General features: G+C 70.6%; 19 protein-coding genes. 6 read left to right on the forward strand and 13 right to left on the reverse strand.

The annotated features are described in order from the left end of the window. Nucleotides 1-9: 9 nt before the first annotated feature. Nucleotides 10-186, forward strand: a complete 177-nt coding sequence (locus ABOD76_RS09575; protein WP_350244600.1) for a hypothetical protein — start codon at nt 10-12, stop codon at nt 184-186. On the opposite strand, the gene ABOD76_RS09580 is transcribed toward ABOD76_RS09575, so the two are convergent. The 3 genes from ABOD76_RS09580 to ABOD76_RS09590 form a co-directional block, all read right to left on the reverse strand. Next, nucleotides 183-545 (reverse strand): 2Fe-2S iron-sulfur cluster-binding protein, encoded by a 363-nt coding sequence (locus tag ABOD76_RS09580; RefSeq protein WP_350244601.1) that lies wholly within the window; start codon nt 543-545, stop codon nt 183-185. The two genes, ABOD76_RS09575 and ABOD76_RS09580, sit on opposite strands and share 4 nt — an antisense overlap. A 230-nt stretch (nt 546-775) precedes the next feature. Continuing rightward, nucleotides 776-1438 (reverse strand): class I SAM-dependent methyltransferase, encoded by a 663-nt coding sequence (locus ABOD76_RS09585; RefSeq protein ID WP_350244602.1) that lies wholly within the window; start codon nt 1436-1438, stop codon nt 776-778. 47 nt (nt 1439-1485) lie between these two features. Further along, nucleotides 1486-3174, reverse strand: coding sequence for an adenine deaminase (locus tag ABOD76_RS09590; RefSeq protein WP_350244603.1), 1689 nt, complete (start codon nt 3172-3174; stop codon nt 1486-1488). 39 nt (nt 3175-3213) lie between these two features. On the opposite strand from ABOD76_RS09590, the gene ABOD76_RS09595 reads away from it, so the two are divergent. The 3 genes from ABOD76_RS09595 to ABOD76_RS09605 are packed head-to-tail and all read left to right on the forward strand — an operon-like array spanning nt 3214 to nt 5416. Beyond that, nucleotides 3214-3768, forward strand: coding sequence for a class I SAM-dependent methyltransferase (locus ABOD76_RS09595; RefSeq protein ID WP_350244604.1), 555 nt, complete (start codon nt 3214-3216; stop codon nt 3766-3768). A gap of 47 nt (nt 3769-3815) precedes the next feature. Then, nucleotides 3816-4070 carry a hypothetical protein gene (locus ABOD76_RS09600; RefSeq protein WP_350244605.1) on the forward strand — a complete coding sequence of 85 codons (255 nt, stop codon included), beginning with the start codon at nt 3816-3818 and terminating at the stop codon, nt 4068-4070. Continuing rightward, nucleotides 4067-5416, forward strand: a complete 1350-nt coding sequence (locus ABOD76_RS09605; protein WP_350244607.1) for an MFS transporter — start codon at nt 4067-4069, stop codon at nt 5414-5416. The genes ABOD76_RS09600 and ABOD76_RS09605 overlap by 4 nt, the downstream gene beginning before the upstream one ends. A 15-nt stretch (nt 5417-5431) precedes the next feature. Here the strand turns inward: ABOD76_RS09605 and ABOD76_RS09610 are convergent, their stop codons facing one another. The 5 genes from ABOD76_RS09610 to ABOD76_RS09630 all read right to left on the reverse strand — a co-directional run bounded on the left by ABOD76_RS09610 (nt 5432) and on the right by ABOD76_RS09630 (nt 9082). Further along, entirely contained in the window at nt 5432-5668 is a 237-nt protein-coding gene (locus ABOD76_RS09610; protein ID WP_350244608.1) for a helix-turn-helix domain-containing protein, read from the reverse strand. Next, on the reverse strand, nt 5668-6345 hold the full coding sequence (locus ABOD76_RS09615; protein ID WP_350244609.1) for a hypothetical protein: 678 nt from the start codon (nt 6343-6345) through the stop codon (nt 5668-5670). The genes ABOD76_RS09610 and ABOD76_RS09615 overlap by 1 nt, the downstream gene beginning before the upstream one ends. Nucleotides 6346-6468: 123 nt before the next feature. Beyond that, on the reverse strand, nt 6469-7821 hold the full coding sequence (locus tag ABOD76_RS09620; protein ID WP_350244611.1) for a M20/M25/M40 family metallo-hydrolase: 1353 nt from the start codon (nt 7819-7821) through the stop codon (nt 6469-6471). Nucleotides 7822-7862: 41 nt separating this feature from the next. Continuing rightward, on the reverse strand, nt 7863-8096 hold the full coding sequence (locus ABOD76_RS09625; protein ID WP_350244612.1) for a hypothetical protein: 234 nt from the start codon (nt 8094-8096) through the stop codon (nt 7863-7865). Nucleotides 8097-8215: 119 nt separating this feature from the next. Then, nucleotides 8216-9082, reverse strand: a complete 867-nt coding sequence (locus ABOD76_RS09630) for a sulfurtransferase (protein WP_350244613.1) — start codon at nt 9080-9082, stop codon at nt 8216-8218. Between the two features lie 112 nt (nt 9083-9194). Here ABOD76_RS09630 and ABOD76_RS09635 point away from each other — a divergent pair, with 112 nt between their 5' ends. Then, entirely contained in the window at nt 9195-9635 is a 441-nt protein-coding gene (locus ABOD76_RS09635) for a SufE family protein (protein WP_350244614.1), read from the forward strand. A 113-nt stretch (nt 9636-9748) separates the two neighbouring features. On the opposite strand, the gene ABOD76_RS09640 is transcribed toward ABOD76_RS09635, so the two are convergent. Genes ABOD76_RS09640 through ABOD76_RS09660 form a run of 5 tightly spaced genes read right to left on the reverse strand, consistent with a single transcriptional unit; the run spans nt 9749 to nt 15477 of the window. Continuing rightward, the gene (locus ABOD76_RS09640; protein ID WP_350244615.1) at nt 9749-10096 is read right to left on the reverse strand and encodes an antibiotic resistance protein VanZ; all 348 of its coding nucleotides are present in this window, start codon (nt 10094-10096) and stop codon (nt 9749-9751) included. Further along, a complete protein-coding gene (gene mce, locus ABOD76_RS09645) occupies nt 10093-10503 on the reverse strand; it encodes a methylmalonyl-CoA epimerase (RefSeq protein WP_350244616.1) in 411 nt (136 codons plus the stop codon). Before mce ends, ABOD76_RS09640 begins: the two co-directional genes overlap by 4 nt. Before the next feature lie 28 nt (nt 10504-10531). After that, complete coding sequence (locus tag ABOD76_RS09650) at nt 10532-11524, reverse strand: hypothetical protein (RefSeq protein WP_350244617.1); 993 nt, start codon at nt 11522-11524, stop codon at nt 10532-10534. Between the two features lie 42 nt (nt 11525-11566). Continuing rightward, nucleotides 11567-14260, reverse strand: coding sequence for a hypothetical protein (locus ABOD76_RS09655; RefSeq protein ID WP_350244618.1), 2694 nt, complete (start codon nt 14258-14260; stop codon nt 11567-11569). Further along, nucleotides 14257-15477: a SpoIID/LytB domain-containing protein gene (locus ABOD76_RS09660; protein WP_350244619.1), complete on the reverse strand. Its 1221-nt coding sequence runs from the start codon at nt 15475-15477 to the stop codon at nt 14257-14259. The genes ABOD76_RS09655 and ABOD76_RS09660 overlap by 4 nt, the downstream gene beginning before the upstream one ends. Nucleotides 15478-15577: 100 nt before the next feature. Between ABOD76_RS09660 and ABOD76_RS09665 the strand changes: the two genes are divergently transcribed. After that, nucleotides 15578-16642 carry an FAD-dependent oxidoreductase gene (locus tag ABOD76_RS09665; protein ID WP_350244620.1) on the forward strand — a complete coding sequence of 355 codons (1065 nt, stop codon included), beginning with the start codon at nt 15578-15580 and terminating at the stop codon, nt 16640-16642. The last annotated feature ends 166 nt before the right edge of the window (nt 16643-16808 follow it).

Consider the following 16808-nt stretch of genomic DNA (forward strand, 5'->3'; position numbering starts at 1 on the left):
CCCTGGGGCATGCCCACACGCGAATGGCTGGAACACCGCAACCGGCTGTGGCTGGCCCTGCGACAGGAACCCCCTGGCAGTGCTGAATTCGAACGGCTGCTGGAGGAACTGGCGCGGCTGATCCACTGGGACCGGCCCCGCATCCTGGCGGCGCTGGGTCTAAGCGAGCCCGACACCGCGCCTTAGGCCGAGGGCGCGTCCATCCAGACCGGCTCCGGCTCGATGGTTGGGGCCGGGGCCTTGCCCGCCTCCAGCCCGCTGCTCTGCACCGTCATCAGTGGCGTGAGCGTCATATCGTGATCGCAGAGCATCTGGCAGGACAACCGCGCCGTGCCCAGCAGCTCCTTCTCGCTCAGCTTGTCATGCTCGGCCTGGGTCATGCGCTCCGGCTCGCCGGCGCTGAACTCCACCCGGCAGGTGGTGCAGCGGGCCTGTCCGCCACAGCGGTGCAGCACGTCCACGCCGCCGCGCTCCAGCGCTAGCACCAGCCGCTCCTGAGGGTCCGCCTGAATGTCGCCATATCCGGTCACGGTGAGGGTGGGCATGCCGGGAGTGTAGCGCGGCGCGGCCGCACGGCACGAAAAAACCGCCCTTTCAGGCGGTGAATGAACAGAGTATAGCGTGATATGCACGGCTGATCAAGCCTATTCAGACGGACCGTGAGGTTTCAGCGGGCCGAGACGCACAGGGTGGCGTATGGAGCTCTGACGAGAGGAAGCTGGACTCCCAGCACCTGGACCCCGACCAAACGCATGGAGGGCTCAACTCACCTGGATCAAGGCTGGGTGGCTTTTGCCAGGACCACATGACGTTCCTCCCGGTAAGGCATTCCCCGTGCGGTCACGCGTGCCTCCCATTCCCTCCTGGAGACCGGCTCCTCCATCCATTCGCCGCGGATGCTCCAGTCCTCCCAGGTCGGTGCGTACGCCTGGACCGAGACGTGCCATTCCGCCAGGACACACCACCCGACGGCCAGGAGCCGCTCCTCCACCTGCGGCACATGCAGGCGGGGCCCGACATAGAGAAACCGGGCGTCGGGGGCAGCCAGTTCCGGCAGACGCGGGATGACGCTTGTCGGCCCCCGCCGTGAGACGACCACGTCGAACGGCCCCCGCAGCGGGGCGGGCACTTCTCCCCGACCGTTCCATTCCTGAAAGGTGGCGTGCGGAGCGTTCATTCGGGCCAGGTCCAGCAATTCGGGGACCTGATCGTAGGCCGCCCAGCGCCGAACGCCCGTGCCGAACCGGGCAGCATCCGGGCCATGGCCGCACCCGGCGTCCAGCACCTGCGACTCGGGGCGGAGCACGTTACGCAGCAGCAGGTCAAACATCTGTTCGGGATCGGGCCCCTCCAGCACCCGTTGCCACGGATGGTGGTAGCCGCCGAGTTCGGCAGCGAGGCGGGCATACCACGCCCTGGAATGGGGTGAGGCTGACATCCCCATCACACTACGGTCCTGCTCACCTCAGCCTGTCGAGATGGCCTTCAGGCGTCCTGCAGCCCGCTGAGCTGCCCCTCCCCCGGCGCGTCCAGCAGTTCCCAGCGGTTCACGTCCAGCAGGCCCTGTGGGGTGAGCTTCAGGCTCGGGATGACCGTCAGGCCCAGGAAGCTCAGGGTGGTGATCGGGTACGGCAGCGCGCAACCGAGCCGCTGCAGCGCCGCCGTGATGGCGCTGGCCTGGGCCGCCACATCCTCCGGCCGGCCGTCGGACATCAGGCCAGCGTAGGGCAGCGGCAGGGCCGCAAGCACCTCGCCGTCCTCCACCACCACCGCGCCGCCGCCCAGCCGTTCCAGCGCCCAGCCCGCCTGACGCACCTGCTCCGGCCCGGCCCCGGCCAGGATCACGTGGTGGGCGTCGTGCATCACGCTCAGCGCCACCGCGCCGCGCTCCAGCTGCAGCCCCCGCGCCCAGCAGGCGCTGAACTCGCCGCGTCCGTAGCGGTCGGCCACCACCATCAGCGTGTCACCGCTCCCGGCGGGCAGGTGGTCAGTCACGATCTGATCCGGACGCACCCCGATCACCGGCAGCCCCGGCGGCACCTCGAAGTGGGCGCTGGCCCAGCCGCTGCCCAGCGTGACGCCCCCACCCGGCAGCGCTGGCGTGATGCCGCCGCCCTGGGCCGGCACTCCGGCCACCAGCGTCTCCAGCACCTCGAAGCCGGTCAGGTCCCGCAGCAGCACCAGATCGGCGTGGTACCCGGGCGCCACCGCCCCCAGGTCCGGCAGGCCCCAGTAGTCAGCCGGGTTGCAGGTGATCAGGGCCAGCGCGTCGGCCGGGTGCAGGCCGCCCGCCACGCACGCGCGCATCAGCCGGTCCAGGTGACCCAGCGAGAGCAGTTCATCCACGCCCACGTCGTCGCTGACCAGCATGGCGCGGCGCGGCCGCTCGCGCAGCACCGGCAGCAGGGCCTCCAGGTTGCGCGCCGCCGACCCCTCCCGGACCATCAGCCACAGGCCCGCCCGCAGTCGCTCACGCGCCTCCTCTGGCGTGACCGCCTCGTGGTCACTGTGGATGCCGGCCGCCGCGTAGGCCTGCAGGGCGGGGCCGCTCAGGCCTGCCGCGTGGCCGTCGCGCCGCCCTTCCGCCTCGGCCAGGATCGCCCAGACCTCCGGGTCCAGGCTCAGCACGCCCGGATAGTTCATCATCTCGGCCAGGCCCAGCACGCCCGGGACCTGCAGACCCTCGCGGATGTCCGGCGCCCGCAGGATGGCCCCGCCCTGCTCGAAGCGGCTGGCTGGCACGCAGCTGGGCAGGCTGGCGTAGACGCGCAGGCCACTGCTGCGGCCCGCTTCCAGCATCCAGTGCAGCCCGGCCAGTCCCAGCACGTTCACCACCTCGTGCGGCTCGGCCACCACCGTGGTGGTTCCGCGCGGCAGCACCGCCTCCGCGAAGCGCGCCGGGGTCAGCAGGCTGGACTCGATGTGGATGTGCGCGTCAATGAAGCCGGGCGCCAGATACGCGCCGCGCGCCTCCAGCACCTCGGCCGCGTGGTAGCCCTCCCCCACCGACGCGATCCGCCCGTCCGCCACCGCCACGTCGGCCCGGTAGACCTCGCGGGTCAGCACGTTCACCAGCTGTGCGCCCCGGATCAGCAGGTCCGCGTCCTCCTGCCCCTGCGCCACCCGCACCAACCGCTGCCGCTCCGCCGTGTTCAGCCTGTCCGTGAAGCCCATGCGCGATGCTAGCAGGCCCGGGGGCTATGCTGGACGGCGATGCGCGTGATCATCGGAGCCGGAGAGCAGCGCTGGGACGGCTGGACCGCCACCCAGCGAGACGAGCTGGACCTGACCGACCCGGCCAGCTTCGAACGGTACTTCGGCGCGGGGCAGGCAGATGCGCTGCTGTGCGAGCACGTCTGGGAACACCTGAGCGTGGAGCAGGGCTGGGCGGCGGCGCGGCTATGCTTCCGCTTCCTGCGTCCCGGCGGCCGGCTGCGGGTGGCGGTGCCGGATGGCCTGCACCCGGACCCGGCGTACCAGCAGGTGGTGCAGGTGGGTGGACCCGGCCCGGCCGACCACCCGGCGGCCGACCATCAGGTGCTGTACGACCACCGCAGCTTCGTGCCGCTGTTTGAGCAGGCGGGCTTCCGGGTGCGGCGGCTGGAGTGGTGGGACGAGGCGGGCGTGCTGCACACCCGGCGCTGGGCCATGCAGGACGGGCCTGTGTACCGCTCGGTGCCGCTGGACCACCGCAACGCCCGCTACCGCGAAGGCACCGGCCCGGCCGGCTTCACCAGCCTGATCCTGGACGCCCTGAAGCCGGAATAAACCCCTGCCACCCTGACCGCCGACAGCGACCCCGCTAGACTCGCCGCATGACCCTGCCTGCCCGCGTCCGCATCTCCCGCCTGCCGCTGCCGCCCGCTCACGGTGTCGCGCTGCAGCTCACCCGCCTGTGTCCAGAAGTACCTCTGGCCGACCTGCAGGCGGCGGCGGTGGCGCTGGCCGGGGGCCGGGTGGTGGGCGCCCTGCTGCGTCACGCCGGGCAACTTACCCTGGGGGTGGACCCCGGCTGGCGCGGCAAGGGGCTGGAAGCGGCGCTGCAGCACCACCTGGAGCAAGAGGCGTGAGCAGCGCGGTGCAGGGCGGCGTGTTCAGTCCGGAACGCCGCGCGCTGACGCTCGGCATCATCATCTCGGTGCTGCTGATCGCCTTCGAGAGCCTGGCGGTGGCGACGGTGCTGCCGCAGGTGACGCGCGAACTCAACGGCCTCAGCCTCTACGGCTGGTCATTCAGCGCCTTTTTCGTGGGCTTCATGATCTCCACCGTGGCGCTGGGCGCCTGGGCCGACCGCAGCGGCCCGGCCTGGCCGTACCTGACGGCCACCGTCGCCTTCGGGGCCGGGCTGCTGATCGCGGGGCTGGCCGGGAGCATGCCGGTGTTCATCCTGGGCCGGGCCGTGCAGGGGTTCGGGGGCGGCGCGGTGATCGCCGTGACCTACCTGGCCATCAACCGCGCCTTTCCCGATCAGCTGCGGGCGCGGGTGCTGGCCCTGATGTCGAGCGCCTGGGTGCTGCCGGGCCTGATCGGTCCGGCCGCCGCGAGCGCGCTGGCCGCCGCGCTGTCGTGGCGGGCAGTGTTTCTGGCCCTGCTGCCGCTGCTGCTGCTGGCCGGCCTGCTGACCCTGCCGGCCCTGCTGCAGCTCCCGGCGGCCGGCACCCGCGTGTCCAGGGCCCGGCTGGTGGCGGTGGTACTGGTGGCGGGCGGCGTGGTGCTGCTGCTGACGGCGCTGCAGCGCCCGCTGGCCCAGGCGCTGCCGCTGGGGGCGCTGGGCGCAGCCCTGGCGGTGCCGGGAGTGGCACGGCTGTACGGCTGGGGAACTGCCCGGCTCGCCACGCCGCTCTATGCAGGTTTTGCGGTGCGCTTTCTGCTGACCTTCGGCTTCTTCGGGGCGGAGGCGCTGGTGCCGCTGGGCCTGAACGAACTGCGCGGCCTAACCCTGTTCCAGGCGGGGCTGGCGCTGACCGCCGCCACCCTCGGCTGGTCCACCAGCGCCTTTATCCATTCCCGGCTGGACGAACGCACCGGCGGACAGTACCGCCCGCTGGTGGTGGGCCTGGGCGGCATTGTGATTGCGGTGAGTGTGGCCCTCACCGGTCTGCTGATCCACAGCACCCTGCCGATCCTGCTGGTGGCGCTCAGCTGGGCGCTGGGCGGAGCCGGCATGGGCTTCGTGTTCCAGGCGCACACGCTGGTGGTGCTGCGCGGCTCTCCGGAGGGCCAGGAGGGGCTCATCAGCGGCAACCTGCAGCTGGCCGACATGGTGGGCAGCGCGCTGGGTGCCGGGCTGGGCGGGGCGCTGGTGGCAGGTCTGGGCGTGAGCCGGGGCAGCCTGCTGCACCTGGAACTGGCCGCCCTCGTGCTGTTGGCGGTGGCCGCGGTGGCCCCAAAGCTGAGGGCCGTCCGGAGCGGCTAAATGAACAGCGGCCCGTCAGGCCCCGCCCTCCTCCTCCGCTTCCTCCGGTCCGTCCACCCAGGTCAGCAGGTCGCCCGGCTGACATTGCAGGGCGCGGCACAGCGCGTCCAGCGTTGTGAAGCGCATCGCCCGCGCCTTGCCGGTTTTGAGGATGCTCAGGTTCGCCAGGGTAATGCCCACCCGCTCCGAGAGCTCCGAGAGGGTCATGCGGCGCTCGGCCAGCACCTGATCGAGCGTCACCACGACCGGCATCAGATGGTGAGGGCCTGCTCGTGGCGCAACCGGCGCTCCTCTTCTCGCAGGGCCGCCGCCTGACGCAACACCGTCGCCAGGATGGTCAGCGCCGCCGCAATCACCAGGGGCGTGAGGTTCAGCCCCAGGCCACCCAGCGGATTGAGCGTCAGGACGTTGAACGTCGAGTGCGGGGACACGCTGCTGGCCGGGACCCTGCTCAGGGACTGCCCCAGGGTGGAGAGGGCCTGGGCCTGCGCGTCACGGTTCTGCAGCCAGCCCACCAGCGAACTGACCAGCATCAGGCCCTGCCACACCAGCGCCACCCAGACCGCCAGCCGCAGGTCCCGCAGGTTGGCCGGATCGAAAGGATCGTCCAGCAGACGGTCCACGAGGGCCCGCACCCGGCGCGCGGCCAGGAACCAGAGGCTGGCACCGGCCACAGTCAGGGCCAGCCACATCGGTCTACTCCAGGCGGCCAGGCGACTGGGGGTCATCATTTCCGTGACGTGGAACGCGCGGTGGTTCAGTTCAAGCAGGACGCTGACCGGCACCCGGAGCCGGAGGCCCGCCGAACCGCCTGCCTGCATCGCCTGCACAGACAGCCCCACATCGGCCACCACGAACAGGACCGTGATGAGCAGGCTGAGGGTCAGGATCAGGTGCAGCAGCGTACGGGCAGTCTGTGGACGCAACATGTCAGGTCTCCTTATCGAAGAACGATGTCCATATTTATCGCTTTTCAATAAGAAAACAAGACGTCCCCCAGGACTGGTTCGAGACTTTCCAACTGATCGCTGTTCAGGCGTAGTGCTCTGCGCTTATTTCTGCTGCGCCAGCCGCTCCAGGAACGCCACGCCGAAGCGCACGCCCCAGCCGAAGTCCGCGGTCCGGATGTTCTCGTTGGGGGCGTGGACCCGTCCGCCCACGTTGCCGATGCCCACCGCCACCACCGGCACGTTCAGGTGCTCCACGAACGGGTGCATCGGGCCGCTGCCCCCGGACGACGGATGGACCACCACGTCCTGCCCGGACGCCTCGCGGGCGGCCTCCAGCGCCAGCTGCACAAAGGGGTCGGCCACGTCGCTGCGGGCCGCCTGCTCGTGGGTCTCCAGCTCGATCACCTCAATGTCATGCAGCCCCTGCGCCGCCAGGTGCTCACGCAGCAGGTGCACCACCTGAGCCGGGTCCTGGTCCGGCACCAGCCGGAAGTCCAGCTTCACGAAGCCGCTGGCCGGCAGCACCGTCTTGCTGCCGGTCTCCCCGTAGCCGCCGTGAAACCCGTTCACGTTCAGCGCCGGCTCGAAGTTCATGCGGCGCTGGTACTCCAGGGCATCGGCGTCGCCCAGAAAGCCGCGCACGCCGGCGCTCTGCTGCTGGGCCGGCCGGGCATCCGGCACGCTCCGGATGGCCTCCAGATCGGCGGCGGACGGCGGGCGCACTGTATCGTAGAAGCCAGGGATGGTGACGCGCCCCTGGTCGTCGCGCAGGCTGGCCACGGCCCGGCTCAGCCGGTACAGCGGGTTGTCAATGACGGCGCCCAGGCTGCTGTGCAAGTCGGTCTGGGCCACGGTGCAGCGCAGTTCCAGGCACACGATGCCCTTCAGCCCCAGCGACACCACCGGCTGCCCGGTCTCGCTGACGCTGCCGAATTCCCACCAGCAGACGTCGCCGCGCAGCGCCTCGGCGTGCTCGGCCACGAAGCCCGCCACGCTCGGGCTCCCGATCTCCTCCTCACCCTCGATGATCCACTTGACGCGCAGCGGCAGCTGGCCGCCGTGCCGCTCGCGCACCGCCCGGATGGCGGCCAGCCGGGAAGCCAGCTCCCCCTTGTCGTCGGAGGCGCCGCGCCCGTAGAGCCGCCCGTCGCGCTCGGTCAGGATGAAGGGAGGGCTGTCCCATAGCTCCAGCGGGCTTTCCGGCTGCACGTCGTAGTGGTTGTAAATCAGCAGAGTGCGCTCGCCCTCGCCCGCCTCGGCCAGCAGGATCGGCGCCACCTCACCGGGAAAGCGCTGCACCGTGAAGCCCGCCTCCTCCAGCAGCCGGGTGACGGCATCGGCGGTTTCCGGCAGCATCCGGCCCTGGGCACTCACCGACTCCAGGGCCACCAACTGCGCCAGATCACGTTTGCCCTGTTCGATGTGGGCCGTCAGATCGGTCTCCGAGTGGGTCATGCCGGCCAGCATACCCCCGGGGAGGGAGAACGCTCCTGGGCTTAAGACTCGCTGGAGTCAGGGCCAGTCAGGGCCTCTACCTCCCCTGCGCTCAACCCATCCCGGCTGGGCAGGGGGACCGGGGGAACGGGCCGCTCCTCCAGGTCGGCGGGGGCCGGACCCTGTTCAGCGATGCGGGCGTCATCGTTCGGCTGCTGATCGTCCATGCCGGCACTCAGTCCGCTGATGGTGCTCACCTCGGCCACGTCCGGCTTGTCCTCACGGTTGTTGGTCATGCTTCATGCTGAAGGACGCGGGTCAGCGCGACATGTCCATTTGCCCAAGATGGCCTTGAGGCCGAACCCAACAGCAACAGGCGCCCCCTCAGGAGGCGCCTGCCGGTCATCTGGCCTGCTCAGGCCTCGCTGTAGGTCTTCTCGATCGGCACGCCGACGCTGTTGCCCCACTCGGTCCAGCTGCCGTCGTAGTTCTTGACGCTGGGGTAGCCGAGCAGTTCGCGCAGCACGAACCAGCTGTGGCTGCTGCGCTCGGCAATGCGGCAGTACGCGATCACGTTCTTGTCGCTGGTCACGCCCTCGGCCTCGTAGAGCGCCTTAAGTTCGTCGGCGCTTTTGAAGGTGCCGTCCTCGTTGGTGGCCTTGGCCCAGGGAATGCTGCGGGCACCGGGGATGTGGCCGCCGCGCAGCACACCTTCCTGCGGGTAGTTGGGCATGTGGGTGACCTTGCCGGAGAACTCGTCGGGGCTGCGCACGTCCACCAGCGCGCCCTTGCCGGCCCGCACCGTCTCGATGTGCGCCTTGACCTCGTCGCGGTAGGCCCGCAGTTCCTCGTTGCGCGCCAGGCCCGGGTACGGCTGGCCCGGCTGGGTTTCGGTGGCGTCGGTGGTCAGCTCGCGGCCCTCGGCGCTCCACTTCTGGCGACCACCGTTCATGATCTTGAGGTTCTGCACGCCGTTGTAGGTGAAGAACCAGTAGGCATAGCTGGCCCACCAGTTGCTCTTGTCCCCGTACAGCACGATGGTGTCGCTGCTGCTGACGCCCAGCCGGCCCAGCAGCGCACTCAGCTGCTCGGCGCTGATGAACTCGCGCTCCACCGGGTCCCACAGGTCCAGCTGCCAGTCCACCTTGGCCGCACCCCGGATATGGCCGGTGTCGTACAGCAGGATGTCCTCGTCCACCTCGATCAGCTTGATGCCCGCATCGTTCGCATGCTCCGCGACCCAGTCGGTCGAAACCAGTACATCCTTGGCGTAGTTGGTCATGGTGCCTCCTTTTTGCCTTCTGATTGTACCCGCTGGCGCTCCTTGTTGACCAATCCAATCAACTAGACGTGCGTCACCATGCCCGGCGGGGGTCCGGCGCTACAGTGACCCCATGACCGAGGTTGCGCTGCCCGAGAAACTCCAGAACATCGTGGGGATGTTCAAGTCCGCCCCCAAGCCGCTGCGGCTGCAGGCGCTGCTGGAATACAGCAAGAAGCTGCCGGCCCTGCCGGAGAAGTACGTGGAGCACCCGGAGTTCATGCAGCCGGTGCCCGAGTGCGCCAGCCCCTTCTTTCTGGTGACCGAGCAGGACGCCGGGCACGTTCAGATGTACTTCAAGGTGCCGGAGGAGGCGCCCACCGTGCGCGGGTACGCGGGCATCCTGAGTGAGGGACTGCAGGGCGCCACGCCGGAGCAGATCCTGGCGATTCCCGACGACTTCTACCAGAACATGGGCCTGTCGGAACTGATCACCCCGATGCGGCTGCGCGGCATGGGCGCCATCCTGCACCGGCTGAAGAACCAGGTGCGGCAGGGCGAAGCTCAGGCGTAGGCTGCAGAAGTTCAGGACAAGTGCACCGTCGAATCAGAGGCGGTGCATTTGTCCTGCAGTCCCGTCCACATCAGGAGGAGCAAACGGAGCTGATCAGCCCCGCGGCTCTCCACTCAGGCGGGCTCAGGCGGCCACGGCTCGTCCTGGGGCAGACGCCGAGGCCGGCGCACCCCCCGGCTGCCCAGCCAGCTGCCGCCCAGCGCGAACCACCAGCCGGTGATGCCCGCCTCATGGCCCGGCAGAAACGCCCTCATCACCTCGTTCAGCGCGCCCACCCAGGCCGCCAGCACCCATCCGGCGGTGCGGCTCCCGGTGGCGCGGGCCAGCGTCAGCCCCAGCAGCAGGTAAACGAACGCGTGAATCAGCCAGCCGGGCCACCCGGTCAGCACCGGTCCCGTCGTCTCCAGCCACCACAGCCCGGCCAGCACGCCGAGGCTCAGCAGCCCCCACAGCGGCCTCACCCTTCGCCCTGCGGATGCTCCACCAGCTCCATAAGGGTGCCCTGGCCCCACTTCGGGTGCAGAAACACCACCCGGCTGCCGGCCCGGCCCGGGCGCGGCTCGCGGTTCAGCAGCCGCGCCCCTTCCGCCTCCAGCCGTTCCACTTCCGCTTCCAGCTGCGGCACCCGGAACGCCAGGTGGTGGAGGCCCGGTCCCCGCTGCTCCAGAAAGCGGGCAATCGGGCTGTCCGGCCGCACCGGAGCCAGCAGTTCGATCAGGGTCTCGCCCAGCCGGAAGGCGCGCACCTGCACCCCCTGCGACTCCACCAGTTCATCCGGCCCCTCCGGGTGCAGGCCCAGGGCCAGGTAGGGCGCGCTGCCGGTCTCCAGGTCCGGGGTGGCGATGGCGACGTGATCGAGCGTCTGCATGCTGCTCAGGGTAGCGCTCCAGGCCCGCTTACGGAGCAATCCAGGTTAGGGCGCGCGCCCCCTGTAAGGTGGTGATGAGGTCGGTGGGCTGCCAGTCGCCCCGCTGGAAGCCGAACACCGTGTCGTAACTGGTCACCTTGTTGCCGGACAGCAGGTAGGCCTTGCCGTCCGGCCCGAAGGTCACGTCGCGCAGGTCGGCCGGGTAGGCCGGAACGCCGCGCCGGGTGCCGTCCCAGAGCGTCAGGGCCTGGCTGCTGGCACTGCTGTCCAGCAGCCAGGCGGCCAGCAGCGTGTTGTCGCTGTAGAGCCGGTTGATCACGCCGCTGATGACCGGCGTGGCGGCCAGCGCCCCGCTGGTCGGGTTGACCGCCAGCACGCCCTGGTCGGTGGCGGCATACAGCGTGCCGCCGCGTACCGCCAGGTCGTGGACCGCGGTGGAGAGCGGCGGGTTGGTCACCACCGTGATGCCGGCGCTCGACACGCGCAGCAGCTCGCTGCCGCCCCCGATGGCGGGCCGCGCCACCCAGATGTTCAGGTCCGGCGTGATGGTGAAGCGGGTGTTGGCGCTGTCGGTGGGGGTGGGCGGCGGCAGGGTGGCGGTGTAGTCCAGCAGGCCGTCGCTGCGGTACACCGCCAGCTGTTCGGCCGCGCCGTTGCCGCAGTCCGAGAGGGCCGCCACCCGGTCGCGGGCCGGGCTGATCGCCAGCCGCACGAAACACGGGGTGAAGCCGCTGCCGGGACCGGGCAGCGGCACCGGGTTCTGCAGGGTCAGGCCACGGGTTTCCAGGTGGTCGCGGTAGGCCACCACCACGGTCTTACCGCTGGCCAGCACCTGCAGGTCCAGCGCGCCGGTCACCGGCTGGGCGGCGGCGGAGGTCCCAGGGCCCACCACGCTCCGCAGCTCGTTGCCGTTCTGGTTGACCAGCGCCACCCCCACCGAGACGGTCGGTTCGGTGGTGCCGGTGCAGGCCGAGAGCAGCGAGAGGCTCAGGGCGGCGAGCGCCAGGAATCGGGGAAACATGCTGACATTCAACAGGCTGAGCATGAGGATGGTCAACGGCGCTCAGGGATTCGGCTGCAGCAGCGGCACGCTGGGACCGTTCGGGTCCGCCTCGAACGCGGTGAGGACCGCGCTGCCCGGCAGCCCGATGCCGATGCGGAAGCGCCGGTCCACCGGGTTGAGTTCCACCTGCAACGCCCAGCAGCAGCGGTCCACCGTCAGCAGCACGATCGGCTCCAGCCGGCCCGGCGCCTGCAGCACCCCGTTCTGCCACGTGAGCGTCTGCCGCAGGGTGGTGCTGAGGTACGCGTCGGGGCGGGTCAGCTTGCCCAGCGCCAGCGTCAGGGTCAGCGGCTGGAAGGTCAGCGAGTCGGTGATCTGCTGGGCGGCCGTGCCGGTGCCGCTGCGGGTGCGGGCATAGTAGGCGCCGCCGTTCAGCGAGGCGCGGCTGCCGAAGTTGTAGGTGGCGGCCACGCTGGCGTTGCTCAGCTCCACCAAGTTCTGGTCCAGGCCCGGCAGGCTCACCGTCACCTGGGCACTCAGGCGCTGCCCCGGCCGGGTGGCGCTGACGTTGCCGGTCAGCGCCGGGGTGGTCCAGCCGAGCCGGGTCAGGTCGTAGGGGCCGCCGTAGTTCAGCCGCCAGCTGAGCAGGCTGCCCGCCACATTGGACACGCTGAAGTTCAGGGTGTCGCTGCCGCGGTTGCCGGCCGGCAGCGTCAGGCTGTGGGCGCTGCTGAACACCAGGTCGCGCCAGGTGACGCTGGCCGTGCCGTTCAGGCTGCTCAGCTGGGTGGGCGTCTGCAGGTTGATGGTCTCGCTGGCGCTGAACGCCACCGGGTTCAGCACCGCGTCCTGGGTACTCAGCGCGTTGGCGCGCAGGTTCACGCTGCTCAGCAGGTGCTGCTTGAGGTCGTAGTTCAGCGTCACCCCGAAGGTGTTGCTGCGCGGCCCACCGATGGCGTCGGCGGTAAGTGCCAGCGTGCCGGGCCCGCCCAGCTCGGTGTAGCCGGCCCGCAGCCCCACCACCAGCGGCAGGTTCTGGCCCACCACCGCGTTCACGTCCACGCTTTCCAGCACGGCCCGGAAGAAGTTGGGCTTGAGGTTGAGGCTGAAGCTGACCGGCGCCTTCTGCACGCTCACCCCGATGCTGGCCGCCTGCTGCCGCTGCCGGGGCTGCACGAAGTCGTAGCTCTGCGCGGCGGTCACGGTGGCGCCGGTGGCCGGCGAGACGCTGACGTCGGTGCTGAGCACGCCGCTGGGCGCGCGGCTGTACACCGCGTCGAAGGCGAAGGGGCTGGTGCCCTCCAGCCGCGAGTACACGTACCCGAGCCGCACGGTGTTGCTGACCGAGAAGGTCTGGGTCAGGCTGCCGCCGATGTTCAGGTCCACCACCCGGGCACCGGTCAGGTAGTAGCGGCCAGTGAAGGTGTTGCTGAAGCTGAAGGTGGCGTTCTTCCAGGGGGTGGCGGTGTAGGTGATGACGTGGTTCTCTTCCAGCCGGCTGGTGCTGAAGTTCAGGCCCTGGGCACTGGCGCTGCGGCTCAGCGGGTTGCTGGCGGCCGTGTAGCGGCCCAGCGTGACCCGGAAATCCGCACTCAGCTTGCCCAGCTGGTACGGCTTGGGGTCAATCACCACCTCGGGACGCCGCAGCACGGTGGGCAGCGAGGTGGTGGGGGCCGGGCCCAGCCGGTCCACGTAGTTGGCCTGCAGGTTGACGCCGCCCAGGTCGGCGCTGGCCGTGCCGTTCACGTTGGTCACGCCGCGCTCCGGGTCGTCGGCCGAGCGGCCGATGTCGGCACGGGTGGCCGTCAGCTGATACGTCAGGCCGCTGGCGGTGCTGGCGAGGTTGAGGCTGCCCTTCACGCTGAAGTTCAGGTCGTATTCGTAGCCGGGTTGGGCAGTGTAGACCGTGTTGCCGTCGGCATCGTTGCCGCTCACCAGCGGCCTGGGGCTGGCCAGCCCGTACAGGTCCAGCCGGTCCACGCCCGTCACCGGGGCATAGGCGTGCAGGTCTACCCCGAAGCCCAGCGCGGGCGAGCGGTGCTGGTAGTAGCGCAGCAGGGTGGTGCCCAGCGCGCTGCTGCCCACCACGAACGGCAGGTCGGCGGCCACCGTGAAGCCGTCCACCGCGTCGTTGGCCACGCTCAGGCGCGGCACCCGGCTCTGGTCCTGCAGCGGCAGCACCACCACCGGCAGGTACAGCACCGGGGTGTCGGCCAGCAGCAGGGTGGCGCCGTAGGCCACCAGCCGGTCGCCGGGGTACAGCAGGATGCTGCCGGCGCGGAAGGCGTAGTCGTTGGGGGTACGGCCACAGCGGGCGCAAGGCGTGAAGTAGCCGCTCTGGGCCGTCAGCTGTCCCGGCACCCGCTGCACCTCCGCGCCCCGGATCTCCAGGCTGGCGTCGCTGACCAGCACGTCCTCGCCGGTCAGCGCCTGGCTGCTCAGGTCCACCACCAGGTCGTTGCCGCGCAGCACCTGCCGGCTGCCGTTCTGCTGCGATACGTAGCTGCCGTCGCCGATCAGTGTCAGGGTGCGGGTGGTGCGGTTGTACTCCACCCGGCCCGCCACGATCACGTCGTCATCCACCCGCAGCTCGACCCGGTCGCCACTGATGACCACGATCTCCTGCTCGTCCACCGTCCGCAGTTCCAGTCGATCGGCGGTCACGATGCGGACGGTGCGCGCCTGGGCCGCGCCCAGCACGAGGCCCAGCACGGCGATCCCCAGCACCAGCCAGCGGCGCAGCCGGCCGCTCACAGGCCCGGTGACCGGAGCACCCAGGGGTCCAGCGCGACCACGGGAGGCGCCGCCGGGCGCTCGGCCAGCGGCGCCGGCTGTGCCTCGCGGAACGGCACGCCCGCCGTCAGCAGCCCGCCGGGCCGGGTATCTGCCAGGATGCTGCTGATGCTGGCCCCGGCGTAGTAGAAGCCCATGATCTGCAGGTAGTTCCAGCCCTGGCGGGCCAGCCCCGCCGCGCCGTACTGCGACAGCCCCACCCCGTGCCCTGAGCCGGCTCCCTCGATCACCAGCGGATCGCTGCCGCTGAAATTGACCCGCGACGACCGCGCCCCCAGCGAGCGCACGAAACCGCCCGCGTCGGCACCGGACAGCAGCCGGCTGCCGGCGCTGCCCACCACGTTGATGCCGGTGACCCGGCCCGAGGCACTCAGCTGCGTGATGGTCAGCGACTGCACGCTGCCCACCTGCACGCCATACCGGGCCGCCACCTCCGCCACCCGGCTCAGCGGAACGCTGAGGGTCCAGCGGCTGTTGGGCCCCTGCGACGCCGGGTCCGGCTTGGCGGTCAGGTACGGCTGATCCTGCCCCCAGGCTTCCAGGCTGCTGGCGGTGTAGCCGCCGGAATCGCTGGAGAAGTAGGTACGGGCCGCCGCCCCCGCATACGACACCACCTGCGCCCGGGTGGCCTGCACCGCCTGCGAGGCGCTGGCCGTCTCGCGGGCCACGCCTCCGTACACCTGACAGCTGTCCGTGGCGCACAGGTCGTAGTAGGAGGTGGGGTTGATGCGGGCCGCCGCGTACGTGCGGGCGATCACCGCCTGGGATTTGAGCGCCTCGGTGGGCCAGCTGCTGGGCATCTCGGCCGGGACCACCCCGAGCAGGTACTCCTCCAGGTCCAGCACGTTCACGGCCTTGACCACGCCGCTGACCACCTTGAGCAGCAGGCCGCCCCGGTAGGTGTGCCCATCAATGTCCACCGTGCTGCCCGGGACCGGCGGCAGATACAGGGTATCGCCGCCGGCATCCTGCCCGCCCAGGCTGAGGTGGCTGCCCAGCGCGCCCACGGTCCAGCTGGCATAGCCGGCGGCCCCCTGCGCTACGCTGGGCGTGATGGGCACACGCACCGATACGGCCTTGCCACTGGCCACCAGCACCCGGATGTTGGTGGCGCCCGCTGTGCCGGGGGCCAGCTGCGCCAGCAGACCGGCGGTCAGGAGGATGAGAAAGCTCCGCATTCAGGCGAGTATAAACGCGCCGGGTCGTGACGCTTGTGAGAAGCCCAGCTGGGCGCTGTCCGCTGGCCAGCCGCCCGCCGTCTCTCAGCAGCCCGGAACCGTGTACGCCCACGTGGGCCAGTCGTTCGCGTCACGTGCTTACGACGTGCTGATCGTAGGGGCTGGACGGATGGGCGCGGCGCTGGCATGGCAGCTTCGGCAGCGCGCCCCCCACCTGAGCCTGCTGCTTGCCGAGGAGGGTGGCCTGCCGAACGAGGAAGGTGCGACCATCCTGGCCAGCGGCGTCTGGCACAGCGATGTCCCGGACGAGCAGCGCGAGCGGGCCGAGCGGACCCGCGCCCTGCTGGGCGAACGCCTGCAGCCGTGTGGTGTGCTGACCCTGAGCGAGCAGGGCGGTGTGCCGCCGTCCGTTCCCTACCCCGCTTCCCTGGCCGACGCCGCCGTGTTGCCCGGCCTTCGACTGGACCCGCGCGGCGGCGTCTACAGTCCGGCCAGCGTGACCCTGGACGCAGGCCAGCAGGCGGTGAGGCTGGGCGCCGACCTGATGCTGAACGTGCGCTGTGAGCTGCGCGGTGGCGGCCAGGTGGCCCTGCACCGCCTGAGCGTCACCAACACGCATCAGGTGGTGGTGGACCACACGGTCACGGTCACGGCCGCCCAGGTGGTGATTGCGTCGGGCGCGGCCGGCCCGCACCTGATCGAGAACGGTCTGGGGCAGCCGACCCGGCACCGACAGGCCTACCGCCAGCTGCCGCGCCTGAACGTGCCGAGCGGCCCAGACAGCCCGGTGGTGCGCGCCTGCGGCTTCGTGCTGCGTCCGCACAGCGGCGGCTATGTGGTGACGCCGCCCATTCTGCATCCGGACCCGTGGGGGTATCAGCCGGTGGGCGGCCGGCTGGCGGGGGTACCGGTGGGCCTGCGCCGCGAGGTGGTGGACAGCCTGCTGCCCCACCTGGAGGCGCTGCCGGCGCTGGCCAGCGAGGCGCTGGTGGTGGGCCGCAGCAGCGCCGACATTCCCGGCGCGTGGCTGGCCCTGCCGGAAGGTGGGTGGCCGCGCTGGGACCGGCTTGACGAGCAGCACGTGCTGCTGCTGGGCGGCCCGCACGCCGACCTGACCGGCCTGGCCGTCGCGGAGGAGCTGGCGGAGGCACTGGCCCAGGGGTAATTTCCGGAGGCGCTCGGCCTCCAGCTGACGGAAGGCAACCCGCGGCCGGCCGACCATCATCCGTACAGCGAAGTCGTCTCTCCAGCAGCGCTTCCGCAACCCCGCCGTTGCCGGCCTGATCGCCAAGCTGATGATTCATCTGGCGGGCGGGGTAGGACAGCTGGGG

The organism is Deinococcus sonorensis KR-87 (assembly GCF_040256395.1).
GTDB lineage: Bacteria > Deinococcota > Deinococci > Deinococcales > Deinococcaceae > Deinococcus > Deinococcus sonorensis.

Excerpts from the sequence above, each read along its gene's own strand:
- ABOD76_RS09585 (WP_350244602.1), bottom strand. The coding sequence starts at position 1,438 with ATGTCAGCCTCACCCCATTCCAGGGCGTGGTATGCCCGCCTCGCTGCC.
- ABOD76_RS09620 (WP_350244611.1), bottom strand. The coding sequence starts at position 7,821 with ATGACCCACTCGGAGACCGATCTGACGGCCCACATCGAACAGGGCAAA.
- ABOD76_RS09615 (WP_350244609.1), bottom strand. The coding sequence starts at position 6,345 with ATGTTGCGTCCACAGACTGCCCGTACGCTGCTGCACCTGATCCTGACC.
- ABOD76_RS09575 (WP_350244600.1), top strand. The coding sequence starts at position 10 with ATGCCCACACGCGAATGGCTGGAACACCGCAACCGGCTGTGGCTGGCC.
- ABOD76_RS09635 (WP_350244614.1), top strand. The coding sequence starts at position 9,195 with ATGACCGAGGTTGCGCTGCCCGAGAAACTCCAGAACATCGTGGGGATG.
- ABOD76_RS09580 (WP_350244601.1), bottom strand. The coding sequence starts at position 545 with ATGCCCACCCTCACCGTGACCGGATATGGCGACATTCAGGCGGACCCT.
- ABOD76_RS09625 (WP_350244612.1), bottom strand. The coding sequence starts at position 8,096 with ATGACCAACAACCGTGAGGACAAGCCGGACGTGGCCGAGGTGAGCACC.
- ABOD76_RS09630 (WP_350244613.1), bottom strand. The coding sequence starts at position 9,082 with ATGACCAACTACGCCAAGGATGTACTGGTTTCGACCGACTGGGTCGCG.
- ABOD76_RS09660 (WP_350244619.1), bottom strand. The coding sequence starts at position 15,477 with ATGCGGAGCTTTCTCATCCTCCTGACCGCCGGTCTGCTGGCGCAGCTG.
- ABOD76_RS09595 (WP_350244604.1), top strand. The coding sequence starts at position 3,214 with ATGCGCGTGATCATCGGAGCCGGAGAGCAGCGCTGGGACGGCTGGACC.
- ABOD76_RS09600 (WP_350244605.1), top strand. The coding sequence starts at position 3,816 with ATGACCCTGCCTGCCCGCGTCCGCATCTCCCGCCTGCCGCTGCCGCCC.
- mce (WP_350244616.1), bottom strand. The coding sequence starts at position 10,503 with ATGCAGACGCTCGATCACGTCGCCATCGCCACCCCGGACCTGGAGACC.
- ABOD76_RS09610 (WP_350244608.1), bottom strand. The coding sequence starts at position 5,668 with ATGCCGGTCGTGGTGACGCTCGATCAGGTGCTGGCCGAGCGCCGCATG.
- ABOD76_RS09650 (WP_350244617.1), bottom strand. The coding sequence starts at position 11,524 with ATGTTTCCCCGATTCCTGGCGCTCGCCGCCCTGAGCCTCTCGCTGCTC.
- ABOD76_RS09590 (WP_350244603.1), bottom strand. The coding sequence starts at position 3,174 with ATGGGCTTCACGGACAGGCTGAACACGGCGGAGCGGCAGCGGTTGGTG.